The 15851-nt window shown below is 70.6% G+C and carries 14 protein-coding genes; 4 read left to right on the top strand and 10 right to left on the bottom strand.

Features of this window, described 5'->3' with window-relative positions:
* Positions 1 to 23: 23 nt before the first annotated feature.
* Together MF672_RS43855 and MF672_RS43850 are read right to left on the bottom strand one after the other, a co-directional pair.
* Positions 24 to 1460, bottom strand: coding sequence for a serine/threonine-protein kinase (locus MF672_RS43855; protein ID WP_242381794.1), 1437 nt, complete (start codon positions 1458 to 1460; stop codon positions 24 to 26).
* The gene (locus MF672_RS43850; protein WP_242381793.1) at positions 1450 to 2958 is read right to left on the bottom strand and encodes a serine/threonine-protein kinase; all 1509 of its coding nucleotides are present in this window, start codon (positions 2956 to 2958) and stop codon (positions 1450 to 1452) included. The genes MF672_RS43855 and MF672_RS43850 overlap by 11 nt, the downstream gene beginning before the upstream one ends.
* A 75-nt stretch (positions 2959 to 3033) precedes the next feature.
* Here MF672_RS43850 and MF672_RS43845 point away from each other — a divergent pair, with 75 nt between their 5' ends.
* The gene (locus MF672_RS43845) at positions 3034 to 4758 is read left to right on the top strand and encodes a DEDD exonuclease domain-containing protein (RefSeq protein ID WP_242381792.1); all 1725 of its coding nucleotides are present in this window, start codon (positions 3034 to 3036) and stop codon (positions 4756 to 4758) included.
* A gap of 17 nt (positions 4759 to 4775) precedes the next feature.
* Positions 4776 to 5063: an Lrp/AsnC family transcriptional regulator gene (locus tag MF672_RS43840; RefSeq protein ID WP_242381791.1), complete on the top strand. Its 288-nt coding sequence runs from the start codon at positions 4776 to 4778 to the stop codon at positions 5061 to 5063.
* 449 nt (positions 5064 to 5512) lie between these two features.
* Here the strand turns inward: MF672_RS43840 and qcrB are convergent, their stop codons facing one another.
* From qcrB to ctaE, 4 genes are read right to left on the bottom strand one after another with little or no spacing between them, the layout of a single operon-like run.
* Entirely contained in the window at positions 5513 to 7180 is a 1668-nt protein-coding gene (gene qcrB, locus MF672_RS43835; protein ID WP_242381790.1) for a cytochrome bc1 complex cytochrome b subunit, read from the bottom strand.
* Entirely contained in the window at positions 7177 to 8289 is a 1113-nt protein-coding gene (gene qcrA, locus MF672_RS43830) for a cytochrome bc1 complex Rieske iron-sulfur subunit (RefSeq protein ID WP_242381789.1), read from the bottom strand. Before qcrA ends, qcrB begins: the two co-directional genes overlap by 4 nt.
* Positions 8286 to 9095, bottom strand: a complete 810-nt coding sequence (qcrC, locus tag MF672_RS43825) for a cytochrome bc1 complex diheme cytochrome c subunit (RefSeq protein WP_242381788.1) — start codon at positions 9093 to 9095, stop codon at positions 8286 to 8288. Before qcrC ends, qcrA begins: the two co-directional genes overlap by 4 nt.
* A 14-nt stretch (positions 9096 to 9109) precedes the next feature.
* Positions 9110 to 9763: an aa3-type cytochrome oxidase subunit III gene (ctaE, locus tag MF672_RS43820; RefSeq protein WP_302893378.1), complete on the bottom strand. Its 654-nt coding sequence runs from the start codon at positions 9761 to 9763 to the stop codon at positions 9110 to 9112.
* Between the two features lie 208 nt (positions 9764 to 9971).
* Between ctaE and MF672_RS43815 the strand changes: the two genes are divergently transcribed.
* Positions 9972 to 10370: a hypothetical protein gene (locus MF672_RS43815; protein WP_242381795.1), complete on the top strand. Its 399-nt coding sequence runs from the start codon at positions 9972 to 9974 to the stop codon at positions 10368 to 10370.
* A gap of 6 nt (positions 10371 to 10376) precedes the next feature.
* Positions 10377 to 11414, top strand: coding sequence for an anthranilate phosphoribosyltransferase (trpD, locus tag MF672_RS43810; RefSeq protein WP_242381787.1), 1038 nt, complete (start codon positions 10377 to 10379; stop codon positions 11412 to 11414).
* A gap of 46 nt (positions 11415 to 11460) precedes the next feature.
* Here trpD and MF672_RS43805 read toward each other — a convergent pair whose 3' ends face one another.
* From MF672_RS43805 to ctaC, 4 genes are all read right to left on the bottom strand, one after another.
* Positions 11461 to 12669, bottom strand: a complete 1209-nt coding sequence (locus tag MF672_RS43805; protein WP_242381786.1) for a L,D-transpeptidase — start codon at positions 12667 to 12669, stop codon at positions 11461 to 11463.
* Between the two features lie 147 nt (positions 12670 to 12816).
* Positions 12817 to 13230, bottom strand: coding sequence for a cytochrome c oxidase subunit 4 (locus tag MF672_RS43800; RefSeq protein WP_242381785.1), 414 nt, complete (start codon positions 13228 to 13230; stop codon positions 12817 to 12819).
* Entirely contained in the window at positions 13230 to 14933 is a 1704-nt protein-coding gene (gene ctaD / locus MF672_RS43795) for an aa3-type cytochrome oxidase subunit I (RefSeq protein WP_242381784.1), read from the bottom strand. Before ctaD ends, MF672_RS43800 begins: the two co-directional genes overlap by 1 nt.
* Positions 14930 to 15712 (bottom strand): aa3-type cytochrome oxidase subunit II, encoded by a 783-nt coding sequence (gene ctaC / locus MF672_RS43790; protein ID WP_444861121.1) that lies wholly within the window; start codon positions 15710 to 15712, stop codon positions 14930 to 14932. Before ctaC ends, ctaD begins: the two co-directional genes overlap by 4 nt.
* Between the last annotated feature and the right edge of the window lie 139 nt (positions 15713 to 15851).

The following is a 15851-nucleotide window of genomic DNA, read 5'->3' as shown; positions in this document are numbered from 1 at the left end:
ATGCTTGCGACGCCGGCGGACGCTCATCCGCCGGCGGCCGCGGCCACCAGGCGCGCCGCGGCGACGGCCGTCTCCTTGTCCGCCGGCTTCGAGGCCGGCACGTCGTCGCGGTGCCAGACCACTTCGCCGAGCAGGTTACTCGCCCGGAACAGCAGCACGCTGTCGGATCTGCCGCTTTTGTTGGTGTTGATGTAGAACGTGAAGCTGTTCTGGAGGATCGCCGCCTCCCCCACCCCCGGCACGTCGGACACCCCGCCGCGCACGTCGCGCCCCTCCGCGCCCTTGCCCGCCGCCCGGGTGGCCTTCTCGCTGGCGAAGCGCCGCTGCGCCACCTGCGGCCCGCCGAGGTCGCCGTCCGGCTTCTCCGCCCAGGCGCGGACGGTGAGCGTGCGGCCCGGCTCGTCGCGGACGATCCACTGGCACTCCCCCGGCCGGCTCGCGCTGCGCACCGGCGTGCCCTTGGTGAGCTGCCTGGCCTGCGCGTCGGTGAGCAGCGTGCAGGGGTCGGGGGCGGCGGCGTAGCGGCCGGTCTCGGGCCGGGGACGGAGCGCGGAGGCGGCGTACCAGCCGCCCGCGCCCAGCGCCACGACGCCCGCGAGCACGGTGGGCAGCAGCCACCGGCGGCGGCCGCCCGCCGGCTCGGGGCCGGCCTGGAGCAGGGCCGTGAGGGCCTGCCTGACCTGCGGCGCGGTGGGGCGTACTGCAGGGTCCTTGGCGAGCATCGCCATCAGCAGGCCGCCGAGCCGCCGCCCGGCCCGCGCCGGGAACGGCGGCTCGTGCAGCAGCACCGCCGCCGCCACCGCGGCGGGCAGGTCGCGCTCGAACGGCGCCCGCCCCTCCACCGCCGTGTACAGGCTCGCGCCGAGCGACCACAGGTCGGAGGCGGCGCCCGAGGGCTGCTCGTTGAGGCGTTCGGGGGCCATGTAGCCGGGCGAGCCGGCGCTGCCGTGCCGGTCGCCGGGGCCGCCCATGGGGGCCGCGATGCCGAAGTCGGTGAGCATGCCCGAGCCGTCGGCGTCGAGCAGGATGTTGGCCGGCTTGACGTCCTGGTGGAGCACGCCGTGGGCGTGCGCGACCTCCAGCGCCGACAGCACCTGCAGCCCGATCCTGGCCACCGCGCCGGGCGGCAGCGGCCCCCGCTCCCTGATGAGCTTGTCCAGGGAGCGGCCGGTGACCAGGTCCATGATGATCCACGGCTGGTGGCCCTCCAGCACGACGTCGTGCACGAGCACGATGGCCGGGTCGCGCAGCCGCCCGGCGGAGCGGGCCTCGTGGATGGCGCGCTCGACGAACTGCGCGTGCTGGTGCGGGGTCAGGCCGCCGGGTACGCGTACCTGCTTGACCGCGACCTGCCGGTCGAGCATCTCGTCGATGGCCCGCCACACCGTGCCGGCGCCGCCCTGGCCGAGCCGCTCCAGGAGCCGGTAGCGGCCGGCCAGCAGGTAGAGCTCATGCGGCATGGCGCAACGCCTGCTCGCTCGCCCGGGCGGCCTTCAGCGCCGCCTGCCGGACGTCCTCGTCGGTCGGCCGGTCGGACAGGGTGGAGTACTCGACGCTCACCACGAGGTTGGCCAGCCGGTAGTAGACGTGCGCGGAGTGCACGCGGCCGGTGGGGCCCTTCAGCTCGAAGCCGAACGCCTCCTCGCCGAGGCCGCCGATCTGGTGGACGGGGGTCAGCGTGGCCTTCCTGGAGGTCTTGACGCCGATCTCCGGCCAGGTCCAGTCGACGCTGGTGTACTTGCCCCAGTAGCGCCGCTGGTTCTGGAACAGCGTGCGGGCCGTGACCGGGGTCATCGACCACGGGTCGACGGTGTCGGAGTCCTTCTGCACCTGGAGGCCCACGCCGGTGCCGGAGATCGGCCACCCGCACTTGGGCCCGACCTCGTCGGAGCCGGGCTGCGGCCTGGGCGCGGTGGCGGTGCGCAGCAGCAGGCGCACCTCCTCCGCGCCGATCAGCTTGCACACGTCCATCGGGACGGTGAACGCCGCGGGCGCCGACCCGTCCCCCGGCAGGCCGCGCACCGCGAAGTAGCCCCCGGCCGCCAGCGCCGCCACGAGCACCGCCGCCAGCGCGACCCACAGCACCGCGCGGCCGCGCCTCCTGACCCGGCCGGGCGTGGTCACGCTGTGGTCGGACGGGAGCTGCGGCAGCGGGCCGCCGGCGGCGACCTGGCGCAGCGCGGGCACGACCACGCGCGGGTCGGGCCGGCCGGCCGGGTGCTGCGCCATCATGGCGGCGATCAGCGGGCCGAGCGGCCCCGGCGCGAGCGGCGGCGGGTTGAGCAGCGTGGCGCGCACCCGCTGGGCGGCCGAGCCCTCGTAGGCGGGCACGCCGGCGACCGCGACGTACAGGGTGGCGCCGAGCGACCACAGGTCGCTGGCCGGGCCGCCGGGCTGGCCCTCCAGCCGCTCGGGCGCGATGAAGCCGGGCGAGCCGATCATCAGCCCCTGCTCGGTGAGCGTGGCCTGCCCCTCCTGCCGGGCGATGCCGAAGTCGGTGAGCACGACCCGGCCGCTGTCGGTCAGGAACACGTTGCCCGGCTTGACGTCGCGGTGCTGCATGCCCTGGGCGTGCGCGGCCGACAGCGCCTCCAGCACGTCGGCGCCGATGCGGGCGGCGTGCTCGGCCGGCATGGGGCCGAACTCGCGGACGGTGTCGCCCAGCGTGCGGCCCCGCAGCAGCTCCATCACCAGCCACGGCCGGTCGTTCTCGACCACGACGTCGTGCAGGGCGACGATGCCGGGGTGGCGCAGCCGCGCGGTGGCCTGCGCCTCGCGCACGGCGCGCTTGACGGAGTCGGCCCGTTGCTTGGGCGACGTCCCCTCGGGCAGCGTGAGCTCCTTGACCGCGACGTCGCGGTCGAGCATCTCGTCCCTGGCCAGCCACACCTTCCCCATGCCGCCCGCGCCCAGCGGGCGCAGCAGGGAGTAGCGGCCGGCGAGTCTTCCCGCCGACATAAAGGGAAGGGTAACCAACGATCAACAGGGTTGGTGATTCGATCCTGTCGGTCGGTCTCTCTATGGTCTTGATTCGTGGAAGCGGTACAAGGCACCCTCGACGAGCTCGGCACCCCGCTCAGCGAGGTGACGTTCGTCGTGTTCGACCTGGAGACGACCGGCGGCTCGCCCGCCGAGGACGCGATCACCGAGATCGGGGCCGTCAAGGTGCGGGCGGGCGAGGTGCTGGGCGAGTTCTCCACGCTGGTCGACCCCGGGGGGCCGATCCCGCCGTTCATCTCGGTGCTGACGGGCATCACCGACGCCATGGTGGTGGCCGCGCCGCGGATCGAGGCGGTGCTGCCGAGCTTCCTGGAGTTCGTCGGCGGGTCGGTGCTGGTGGCCCACAACGCGAGCTTCGACACCCGCTTCGTCAAGGCCGCCTGCGCCGCGCACGGCTACCCCGCCCCGCTCAACCCGGTGCTCGACACCGTCGACCTGGCCCGGCGGGTGCTGACCCGCGACGAGACGCCCAACGCCAAGCTGGCCACGCTGGCCCGCTTCTTCCGCAGCCCGGTCGAGCCGTGCCACCGGGCCCTGCAGGACGCGCGGGCCACGGTCGACGTGCTGCACGGGCTCATCGAGCGGGCGGGCTCGTTCCAGGTGCACACGCTGGAGGAGCTGAAGTCGTTCGTCCGCGCGCCGACGCCCGAGCAGCAGCGCAAGCGCCACCTGGCCGACTCGGTGCCGCACGCGCCGGGCGTCTACCTGTTCGAGGACGACCGGGGCGAGGTGCTCTACATCGGCAAGAGCACCAACCTGCGCAACCGCGTGCGCTCCTACTTCACCGCCGGCGAGACCCGGCCGCGCATCCGCGAGATGATCGGCATCGCCGAGCGGGTGCGCCACATCGTGTGCGCGACGGCGCTGGAGGCCGAGGTCAGGGAGCTGCGCCTGATCGGCGGCGCCAAGCCGCGCTACAACCGCCGCTCCCGCTTCCCGGAGAAGATGGTGTGGCTCAAGCTCACGGCCGAGCCGTTCCCGCGGCTGTCGATCGTCCGCGACCTCAAGGACGACGAGGCCACCTACCTCGGGCCGTTCAGCAGCGCCCGCCTGGCCGACGACGCGCGCATCGCGCTGCACGAGGCGGTGCCGCTGCGCCAGTGCACGCAGCCGATCGGGCCGCGCACCCGGCGGGCGGCCTGCGTGCTGCACGAGATGGGCCGCTGCGGCGCGCCGTGCGAGGGCCGGGAGAGCCCGCAGGAGTACGCCGCGCACGTCGAGGCGGCCAGGCGCGCCATGACCCTCGACGCCACGCCGGTCTTCAGCGCCGTGTCGGCCCGCATGGACCGGCTGTCGGCCGAGCAGCGCTACGAGGAGGCGTCGGTCGACCGCGACCGGCTGGCCTCCTTCGTCCGCACCGCGGCCCGCATGCAGCGGCTGAGCGCCCTCACCCGCATCCCGCAGCTCGTCGCGGCGAGCCCGGCCTTCGGGGGCGGCTGGGACGTCCACGTCGTCCGCTACGGGCGGCTGGCGGCGGCCGGGGTGCTGCCCAAGGGGGCGCACCCCACGCCGTTCGTGGCGGCGCTCACAGCCGCGGCGGAGTCGGTGCTGCCGGGGCCCGGGCCGGTTCCCGCGGCCAGCGCCGAGGAGACCGAGTGCATCCTGCGGTGGCTGGAGTCGCCGGGGGTGCGGCTGGTGGAGGTCGACGGCACCTGGAGCCTGCCCGCCCAGGGGGCCGCCCGGCACAAGGCCCGCATCGACCTCGCCTACCGGCACCTCGACCAGGGACGCGGGCGGGAGGGGCGACCTTTGCGGTGAACCGATAGAGTTGGTCCATGGTCACGGCTATCGTCCACATCAATGCTGAGGTAGACCGCATCACGGAGGTCGCCGAGACGATCGCCGAGATCGACGGCGTCAGCGAGGTCTACTCCATCACCGGCGAGTACGACCTGCTCGCCATGGTCCGGGTGCCGGTCTACGAGCAGATCGCCGAGGTCGTGCCGGGGCGGATCAACAAGGTCGAGGGCGTGCTGCACACCGAGACGCACATCGCCTTCCGCGCGTACTCCAAGCACGACCTGGACGCCGCCTTCTCCATCGGCTTCCCCGAGGCCGACTGACGGCCCACCCGCCTCACGGCCCGCCCGCCCCAGAGGCGGCACCTGCTTCCGAACGCGGCGGGGCCCGCTGCGGTCGCGTGCCCGCTGCGGCCCTGAGCCCGCTTCGAGGCGCCCGCTGTCTTCGCGCCGCGCCCGGACGTGGGCGATCGCGCGACGCGGCCCTGCTGCACCGCACCATCGGGGTGCCCGAGCGCCCCGGCTCCTGCCTGCGCCGCACCGCCCGTATCCGCGGGCGGCCCTCTGCGGGCCCCATGGCCTGCGGGCCGCCCGACCCGGGGCTTCACCCGCCCGTGCGGCAGAGCGCCCGGTGTGCGCGGGGCCGCTCGCCCGGAACGGCCGTGACGCGGAGGGCCTCGCCACGGGGTCCGGCAGGGCTGGGAAACCGGCGGGCCCGGGCGACCGTGTGGTCGTCCCGGGCCCGCGCGGTGTGGCGTCGCGATGTGGAGCGGTCAGTGCGTGAGGCTGCGGTCGTCGTCGCCACCGGAGCCGATGGCGGCGTGCTCGCCGTCCCCGTGACCGTGTCCGTGCCCGTCGTCCAGCGGGATCTTCTCCCCGCCGTACGCCCGGGACATCCGCGCGCGGAGCCGGCCGAGCGGCCCGCGCATGCCCTTCGGCGGGATGCCCGCGGAGTCCTCCTGGACCGGCAGCGTCAGCACCGGCTGCTTGCCGCGCACGTGGGCCTCGATGTCGTCCGCCGGAGGCGTGTGGACCTCGATGAACTCGCCGTGCGGCAGCCGCTTGATGACGCCCGACTCCACGCCGTGCGAGATGACCGCGGCGTCGGAGCGCTGCAGGCCGAGGCACATGCGGTAGGTGATCAGGTAGGCCAGCGCCGGGCCGATGAAGATCAGCGCCCGGCCGATGTAGGTCGTCCAGTTGAGGCTGATGTGGAAGTTCGCCGCGATCTCGTCGTTCGCGCCGAGCAGCCACAGCAGGCCGTAGAACGTGATGGCCGAGATGCCGATGGAGGTGCGGTGCGGGTTGTTGCGCGGGCGGTCGGCGACGTGGTGCTCGCGCCGGTCACCGGTCACCCACTGTTCGAGGAACGGGTAGAGCGCCAGGCCCGTCATGATGATGCCGAGCGGCACCAGCGCCGGGATGATGACGCTCAGCGGCAGCGTGCCCGCGTGGGCCGTGCCGAAGATGTTCCACTCCCACGGCGGCATGAGCCGCAGCGAGCCCTCCAGGAAGCCCATGTAGAAGTCGGGCTGCGAGCCGGCCGAGATGTCGGCCGGGGTGTAGGGACCGAACAGCCAGATCGGGTTGATCTGGGTGAACGTCGCCAGGCCCGCGACCACGGCCAGCGTGAACAGGAAGTACGCGCCCGCCTTGGCCATGAAGGCCGGGTAGAACGGCGCGCCGACCACGTTCGTGTTCTTGCGGCCCTTGCCCGGCATCTGCGTGTGCTTCTGCACCCACATGAGCACCATGTGGGCCGAGACCAGCGCCAGCAGGATGCCCGGGATGAGCAGGATGTGCAGCGAGTAGAAGCGCGGGATGACGTCCTCGCCCGGATACTCGCCGCCGAACAGGAAGAACGTGATGTACGTGCCGACCAGCGGCAGCGAGATCGCCACGCCCTCGGTGATGCGCAGACCGGCGCCGGACAGCAGGTCGTCGGGCAGCGAGTAGCCGGTGAGGCCCTCGAACAGGGCCAGCGTCAGCAGCAGCACGCCGATCAGCCAGTTGATCTCACGCGGCTTGCGGTAGGCGCCGGTGAAGAACACCCGCAGCATGTGGATCATCATGCCGCCGACGAACAGCAGGGCCGCCCAGTGGTGCATCTGCCGGATGAGCAGACCACCCCGGACCTCGAAGCTGATCTCCAGCGACGAGGCGTAGGCCTCGGACATCATGACGCCCTTGAGCGGCGCGTACGGGCCGTCGTAGGCGATCTCCATCATGCTGGGCTTGAACCAGAGCGTCAGGAACGTGCCGGTCAGCAGCAGGATGACGAAGGAGTAGAGCGCGATCTCGCCCAGCAGGAACGACCAGTGGTCGGGGAAGATCTTGCGCAGGTTGCGCTTGAGGAAGTTGGCGCCGCCGAGCCGGTCGTCGAGCCAGCTCGACGGCCCCGCGATGCCCTTGGGCACGTTGTTCAGTTCGCCGGCGCTCATGCCTGGCTCCCCTTCCTGGCCTCTGCCTCCGCGTCGCCGCGTTCCCAGTAGCTGGGGCCGACGGGCACGTGGAAGTCGCTCTGGGCGATGAGGTAGCCCTGCTCGTCGACGGTGATCGGCAGCTGCGGCAGCGGCCGGGCGGCCGGGCCGAAGATGACCTTCGCGCCGTCGGCGGCGTCGAACGTCGACTGGTGGCACGGGCAGAGGATGTGGTGGGTGTTCTGCTCGTACAGGGCCGCCGGGCAGCCCACGTGGGTGCAGATCTTGGAGTACGCGACGATGCCGTCGTGGATCCAGTTCTTGTTGACCCCGCCCTTGATCTCCTCCGGCCGGAACTTGATCAGGATGAGCGTGGCCTTGGCGAGGGCGTTGAGGTCGTGCTCGTAGCCCTCGGGGACGACCGACAGGATGCCGCCGGGCGAGTTGAAGTCGGCGGCCCTGATGGGCTGGCCGGTGCCCTCGACGACGAGCCTGAGCGGCTTGCCCTCCTTGTTCTTCTCGCCCCAGACGGTGTGGCGCAGCATCTTGTTGAACTTCGCGCCCGGCATCCTGCTGTTGTCCAGGTCGCGCAGCAGCACCAGCGGGACCAGGCCCAGCGGGGCCGCGGCCAGCAGCAGGGTGCGGCGCAGCAGCTTGCGCTTGACGAAGCCGCTCTCGTTGGCGCCCTGCACGAAGGTGTCGGCCACGATCTCGCGGTCGGGCTCGGCCGAGGCCATCTCGTGGCGTTCCTGGATGAGCGCGTACTTCGGCATGATCATCCGGACCCAGACGACGATGCCGACGGCCAGCGCGAGGATGGCGACGGTCAGGGAGCTGCCCAGCGCGAGGTTGGACACCCCCGTCGTCTCGGGCGTGCCCACCTGGAACACGACGTAGGAGATGATGAACGCGACGGCCGCGAGGAAGGTGATCGTGAAGCACAGCGCCACGATCTTCTCCGCCTTGCGGGCCTTCGCCTCGTCCTGCAGCGTCACGCCGGGGACGTCCTTGCCGGCGGCGTCCGCCGGTTCCGCGGCGCCGAGCATCGAGGTGCCCGGCGCGGGGGTGCCGATGACGCGCTTGGGTACACGCTCGTCCGGCTGCTCGATCTCGTGCTCGTTGTCTGTCATGACTTCTGTCGCTTCTTCGCGGTGATCCAGATGGCGGCGAGTGCGAGGGCGCTGAGACCCACGATCCACGCTACGAGACCTTCGGTCACGGGTCCAATGCGGCCCAGGCCGAAGCCGCCCGGGTCCTTCTGCTCGCGGACCTGGGTGATGTAGGCGATCATGTCACGCTTCTCTTCGGGCGTGATCGTGGTGTCGTTGAAGACCGGCATCGCCTGCGGGCCGGTGACCATCGCCTCGTAGATCTGCGTCGGGGACGCCGAGTTGAGGTTGGGGGCGTACTTGCCCTGCGTCAGCGCGCCGCCGGCGCCCACCCAGTTGTGGCACTGGATGCAGTTGGCGCGGAACAGCTCGCCGCCCCGGCCGGCGTCGCCCTGCTTGGCGTCGACCTGCTCGGCGCCGGGCACCTGCGGGCCGCCGCCGAGCGACTGCACGTAGGCGGCCAGCTGGCGGGTGGTCTCCTCGTTGACCCAGGGGGCCTGCGGCTTGCGCGGGGCCTGGGGGCCGGGGTTGGCCGCGGGCATGCGGCCGGTGCTCACCTGGAAGTCGACGGCCGCGGCGCCGACGCCGATGAGCGTGGGGGCGGTGTTGGTGCCCTCCGCGTTCACGCCGTGGCAGCTGGAGCAGTGCTGGACGAACAGGCTCTTGCCCTCGGCCACGTCATCGACCTTGCCCGCCGCCAGTGCCGCGTCGGCAGGCTTGCCCGCCTGGACAAAGGCGGCGTATACCATCCCGACCAGCGCCAACGCCAAAATCAGGACGGCGTATCTCGCGAGGGGATGCCGCCGCCAAGCGGTGATCCTAGTCACAGAGATCCCGTTCCTTACCGAATGATGTAGATGGTCGCGAAAAGACCGATCCAGACGACGTCGACGAAGTGCCAGTAGTAGGACACGACGATGGCGCTGGTGGCCTGCTCATGCGTGAAGCGCTTCGCGGCGTACGTGCGTCCCAGCATGAACAGGAACGCGATCAGGCCACCGGTCACGTGCAGGCCGTGGAAGCCCGTCGTCAGGTAGAACACCGAGGTGTAGGCGTTAGCGGACAGGGTCGCGCCCTCTGACGCCAGCTCCATGTACTCGTACAGCTGCCCGGCGACGAAGACGGCGCCCATGAGGAAGCTGACGATGTACCAGAAGCGGAGCTTGCCGACCTGCCCCTTCTCCGCGGCCCACACGCCGAGCTGGCACGTCACACTTGACAGCACCAGGATGATCGTGTTGACCGTCGCGAACGGGATGTTCAGGTGAGCGCCTTCGGCGGCGTGCGTGCCCGCCGGAAGGAGCGCGGGCGCCCAGTCGAGGCCCTTGCCGATGCTCACCGACCGGATGGTGAAGTACATCGCGAACAGCGCCGCGAAGAACATGAGCTCGGAGGACAGCCAGACGATCGTCCCGACGCTGACCAGGTTGGGTCTGCGGAACGGCTGTGCTGTCGTCGTCGAAGTTATTGCGGATGCTGTCGCCACGGGCAGCATTATTGCGGCTCTGGTGGTCGGTCCGGCGCACGACCCCCCGTTAGCAGGTACAAACCGGCATCCAACCTGGGATAATTGCCGCAAAACGCCCCGCAGGGGCGGCGGCCTGGGTCTGCACGCCGACGCACCGGTACGATCCAGGGTGACCATACCGCTACGAGCGATAGTGAGCGCGACAGTGACGTCATCAGGCAGCACCGACGACACGATGAAGGTCCTCGTCTACAGCGACGACGCCGCCACGAGGGCAGAGGTGATCCAGGCCATCGGCAGGCGGCCCGCGGCCGACGTGCCCTTCGTCGAGGTCGTGGAGTGCGCCACCGAGCCCAAGGTCCACCAGTGGCTGGGGTCCGGCGAGATCGACGTGGCCGTCCTCGACGGCGAGACCCAGCCCGCGGGCGGCATGGGCGTCTCGCGCCAGGCCAAGGACGAGGTCTACGACTGCCCGCCGATCTGCCTGCTCATCGCCCGCCGCGACGACCGCTGGCTGGCCGACTGGTCCAAGGCCGACGCCGTCGTCCCGCAGCCCCTGGAGCCCATGGTGCTGGCCGACACGGTGGCCGACCTCATGCGCCGCCGCTCCTCCACCCGACTCAACGCGAAGTAGGTGCCCATGGACTCCCGGACGACCTGGCCCGCCCTGCTGTCCGCTCTCCTCGCCGGCGAGCACCTCACCTCGGACGAGACGGCCTGGGCGATGCGGGAGATCATGTCGGGCTCCGCGACGCCCTCCCAGATCGCGGGGTTCGTGATCGCGCTGCGCGCCAAGGGCGAGTCGGTGTCGGAGGTCGTGGGCCTGGCCCGCACCATGCTGGAGTTCGCCACGCCGCTGAGCGTCGAGGGGCCGGTGGTCGACATCGTCGGCACCGGCGGCGACCGCGCGCACACCGTCAACGTCTCGACGATGGCCGCGATCGTGGCCGCCGCGTCCGGCGCCCGCGTGGTCAAGCACGGCAACCGGGCCGCCTCGTCCTCGTGCGGGGCCGCCGACGTCCTGGAGCACCTGGGCATCCGCCTGGACCTCACGCCCGAGCAGACGGCGCGGGTGGCGCGCGAGGCGGGCATCGCGTTCTGCTTCGCCCCCGTCTACCACCCCGCGCTGCGCTACGCCGGGCCCACCCGCAGGGAGATCGGCATCCCGACGATCTTCAACTTCCTCGGCCCGCTCACCAACCCCGCCCGGCCCTCCGCCCAGGCCATCGGCGTCTACGACGCCCGCATGCTGCCGGTGATGGCCGGCGTCTTCGCCGAGCGCGGCGTCTCGGCCCTGGTCTTCCGCGGCGACGACGGCCTCGACGAGCTGACCATCGCCGCCACCTCGACGGTGTGGGTGGTCAGGGACGGCGCGGCCACGCAGACCACCTTCGACCCGCGGGTGCTCGGCATCCCGCGCGCGGACGTGGGCGCGCTGCGCGGCGGCGACGTGGCGTTCAACGCCCAGGCCGTCCACGACCTGGTGGGCGGCAAGACCGGCCCGGTGCGCGACGCGGTGCTGCTCAACGCCGCCGCGGCCCTGGTGGCCCACGAGGGGCCCGGCGACGACCTGGACGCGTCCATGCACGCCGGCTACGAGCGCGCGGCCCAGGCGGTCGACTCAGGGGCCGCCAAGGCCGTCCTGGAGCGCTGGGTCGAGGTCAGCGGCTCCTGCTGAGCGCGGCGAAGGCGCGCCCCCTTTCCGGGGCGCGCCTTTCTCGTGCTCAGAACGTGATGGTCGGGCCCGACTTCAGCGAGCTCCACTTCAGCCACTCGTGCCACTTCTCCTGCCAGTGGCCCCACCCGTTGGTCGGCTCCAGCTTGCGCGGGGTGCCGGTGATGATGATCGGGTCGCCGATCAGGGTGTTCTTGATGAACCAGGCGGCGTTCTCCGGGCTGACGTTCACGCAGCCGTGGCTGACGTTGGAGTTGCCCTGCGAGCCGACCGACCAGGGCGCGCTGTGGACGTACTCGCCGCTGTTGGAGATGCGCACGGTGTTGTAGACGGTCATCTGGTAGTAGCCGGCCTGGCCGGGGCCGATGCCGGGCGAGGTCATGACGGTGACCGGCTCCCGCGACATCGCCAGGTGGATGCCGGAGGTGGTGTAGTACTTCCACTGGCCGCCCTGGCCGGCGCTCATCGGCATCGTCCTGATGCGCCGGCCGTCGCGCCGCACCACGAGCACGTGCTCGTCGGTGCTGCCCTTGGTGATCTGCGCGCGGCCGACCTTGAAGTCGAGCCGGACGTCGCGCTTGCCGTACAGGCCGGGGGCGCCGCGCACGCCCGCCAGGCTGGCCTCCAGGCGCACCTTCGTGTGGGCCGGCCAGTACTGCTGGGGCCGGAAGTCCACGTGCGTCGAGTCGAACCAGTGCCAGGCGCCCTCGACCGGCTTGGTGCTGCGCACGACGAGGTTGCGCTCGATGGCGACGCGGTCGGTGATCGGCTTGTCGAAGGCGATCATGATGGGCATGCCGACGCCGACCGTCAGGCCCGTGTCGTCCTTGTTCGGGGTGATGGTCTTGACGTCGAACGTCCCCTTGCCCTTCACGGTCGTGAACGTGCTGGTGGACTGGCTGCGCTTGCCCGCGGGGTCCACCGTGACGGCGGTGACCGTGTAGGAGGCGCCGGGGCGGGCCGTGGCGGTGCTGCGCCAGCGGGTGCCGTCGGAGCTGAGCTCGCCCGCCAGCGCGCCGTCCTTGCCGCCGTCCACGCGCACGCCGGTCAGCCGCCCGCCGTAGGCCGAGACGACCACGGTCTGGTCGGTGGGCACGTTCACGCTCTTGTCCTGCGGCGTGAACGCCACCGAGGCCGCGCGGGCCCCGCCGGCCATGGCGGTGCCGTCCTTGCCGTCGCCGCCCGCCGAGCACGCCGAGCACGCGACCAGCAGGGCCACGGCCAGCAGGCCGGCCGTTCCATACGCTCCGCGCTCCACGAGTGACTCCCTCGCCCAAGATCGGTCCGCTTCTGCCTCCTTTATTACCCTGAGTGACCGAATGGCCGCATCCGGACACTGGTAAAGAACGCCAAAAAGCGGACGCCGCCCCTCAAGAGGGAAGGCGCCCGCCCCGGCGAGGCGACCTCAGTGCGAGAAGTTGCCCCGGTAGTACTGGAAGACGAACCCGATCATGGCCATGATGACCAGGAAGATCCCGATCAGGAACATCCAGAAGCCGATCACGAACCCGGCGAAGGCGAACGCCGCCGCCAGGCACAGGAACAGCGGCCACCAGCTGCTCGGGCTGAAGAAGCCGATCTCGCCCGCGCCGTCGCTGATGTCGGCCTGCTTGTTGTCCTCCGGCTGGGCGCCGATGCGCCGCGCGGTGAACATCAGGTAGTAGCCGACCATGAACGCGAAGCCGACCGAGATCGCCATCGCGGTGGTGCCGACCGGCTCACCCACGCCGGTCGCCGCCTTGGTCCAGAACCAGTAGGCGACGTCGACGCCGGCGAAGAACAGGCCGCACAGCAGGAACAGCCAACCCTGGACCTTCATCAGGCCTCGACCTCCCCGGCGGGCTTGTCAGCCTTGGTGACGTTCTTGTGGTGGGACGTGCCGCCCGTGGTGTGCGGGTAGTGCAGGTCGAACGCCGGCCGCTCGGACCGGATGGGCGGCAGCTTGGTGAAGTTGTGCCGCGGCGGCGGGCAGGAGGTCGCCCATTCGAGCGAGCCGCCGTAGCCCCACGGGTCGTCCACGGTGACCTTGGGCGCGGTGCGCCAGGTCTTCCAGACGTTGTAGAAGAACGGCAGCGTGGACAGGCCGAGCACGAACGCGCCCACCGACGAGATCATGTTGAGGTCGGTGAAGCCGTCGGCCGCGCTGTAGTCGGCGTAGCGGCGCGGGAAGCCCGCCACGCCCAGCCAGTGCTGCACGAGGAACGTCGTGTGGAAGCCGATGAACAGCAGCCAGAAGTGCAGCTTGCCCAGCTTGTCGTTGAGCATCCGGCCGGTGAACTTGGGCCACCAGAAGTAGAAGCCCGCGAACATCGCGAACACCACGGTGCCGAAGACCACGTAGTGGAAGTGGGCGACGACGAAGTAGGTGTCGCTGATGTGGAAGTCGAGCGGCGGCGAGGCCAGGATGACGCCCGTCAGGCCGCCGAGCAGGAAGGTGATGAGGAAGCCGACGGAGAACAGCATCGGCGACTCGAAGCTCAGGTGGCCGCGCCACATCGTGCCGATCCAGTTGAAGAACTTCACCCCGGTCGGCACCGCGATGAGGAACGTCATGAACGAGAAGAACGGCAGCAGCACCTGCCCGGTCGGGAACATGTGGTGCGCCCAGACCGTGATGGACAGGCCCGCGATCGAGATGGTCGCGGCGACGAGGCTGATGTAGCCGAAGATCGGCTTGCGGCTGAAGACCGGCAGGATCTCCGTCACGATGCCGAAGAACGGCAGCGCGATGATGTACACCTCGGGGTGGCCGAAGAACCAGAACAGGTGCTGCCAGAGCATCGGCCCGCCGTTGGCGGTGTCGAAGATGTGCGTGCCGAGCTTGCGGTCGGCCTCCAGCGCCAGCAGCGCGGCGGCCAGCACCGGGAACGCCATCAGCACGAGCATGCTGGTGAGCAGCACGTTCCAGGTGAAGATCGGCATGCGGAACATGGTCATGCCGGGCGCGCGCATGGTGATGATCGTGGTGATGAAGTTGACCGCGCCGAGGATCGTGCCGAGGCCGGACAGCGCCAGGCCCATGATCCACAGGTCGCCGCCGACGCCGGGCGAGTAGATCGCGTCCGACAGCGGGGTGTAGGCGAACCAGCCGAAGGAGGCCGCGCCGCCCGGGGTGAGGAAGCCCGACACCGCGATGATGCTGCCGAACAGGTAGAGCCAGTAGCTCACCATGTTGAGCCGCGGGAAGGCCACGTCGGGGGCGCCGATCTGCAGCGGCATGAGCTCGTTGGCGAAGCCGGCGAACAGCGGCGTCGCGAACATCAGCAGCATGATCGTGCCGTGCATGGTGAACAGCTGGTTGAACTGCTCGTTGGAGGTGAACTGCAGCCCGGGCTGCGCCAGCTCCGCCCGCATGATCAGCGCCATCACGCCGCCGATCAGGAAGAACACGAACGACGTGATGAGGTACATGTGCCCAATGATCTTGTGATCAGTGGACGACATCCACTTCGCGATGATCTGGCCCTTGGTGACGGGCCGGATCACCGCGGTGCGGACGGGTGGTTCCTGGATGGCGGTCACTGGGCGCTCCCAGCCTGGTGTGTCGCGATGTACTGGTCGAACTCTTGCTGCGATACGAGCTTCACCGAGAACAGCATGCGGCTGTGGTCGACGCCGCACAGCTCGGCGCAGCGGCCGGCGTAGACGCCCGGCCTGTTCAGGGTCGTGACCTGGAACTTCCGGCCCGGGTTGCCCTCGGGGATGCCGGGGATGATGTCACGCTTGAACAACATGTCGGGGACCCAGAAGGAGTGGATGACGTCCTCGGTGGACAGGTCGAACTCCACCTTCTGGTTGACCGGCAGGACGAGCTGCGGGCCCTGGTGGTAGTCGTGCACCGGGGTGCCGGCGACCGGCTGCGAGCTCTTGCCGTTGTAGGTGGTGGTGAAGCGCCAGCTCCACTGGAAGGCCTCGACCTTCACCTTGACCGGGGCGTTGCCGTCGACCTTGGTCAGCGCCTCGCTGTCGCGGGCGGTGAAGAAGAAGAACACCGACACCATGACCAGCGGGATCAAGGTGTAGAGCATCTCGATCGGCAGGTTGTAACGCACCTGCGGCGGGAGGTCGGCCTTGGCCCGGCGCTTGCGGTGGAAGAACGACGCCCACAGGATCAGGACGATGACGACGGCGCCCGTGGCGAGCGCGGCGATCCAGGCCCCGTTCCACAGGGTCTGGACTATGCCGCCCTGCTCGGTGATGTGTTTGGGAAGCAAGCCACGAGACCAGTCGGCCTCGGGCACGTCATTAGCACACGCCGTAGCAGTGGCCAGCAGCAACGCCAGAGCGGCGGCGCGTGGCACCCTGCGCCGGGCCAACGAACGCCGCGTACGGCGGGTCGGACTCACGGATCGCCTACCCCACAGATGAAGCCCAAGGGTCTTTCCCTCGGGTGCTCGTATTTCCTATGCACAGCTGATTGCAGACACATTAGCGTGCAGG

The organism is Actinomadura luzonensis (genome assembly GCF_022664455.2).
GTDB lineage: Bacteria > Actinomycetota > Actinomycetes > Streptosporangiales > Streptosporangiaceae > Nonomuraea > Nonomuraea luzonensis.
The sequence above is the reverse complement of the archived record's forward strand: the minus strand, read 5'-3'. Positions and strand labels throughout refer to the sequence as shown.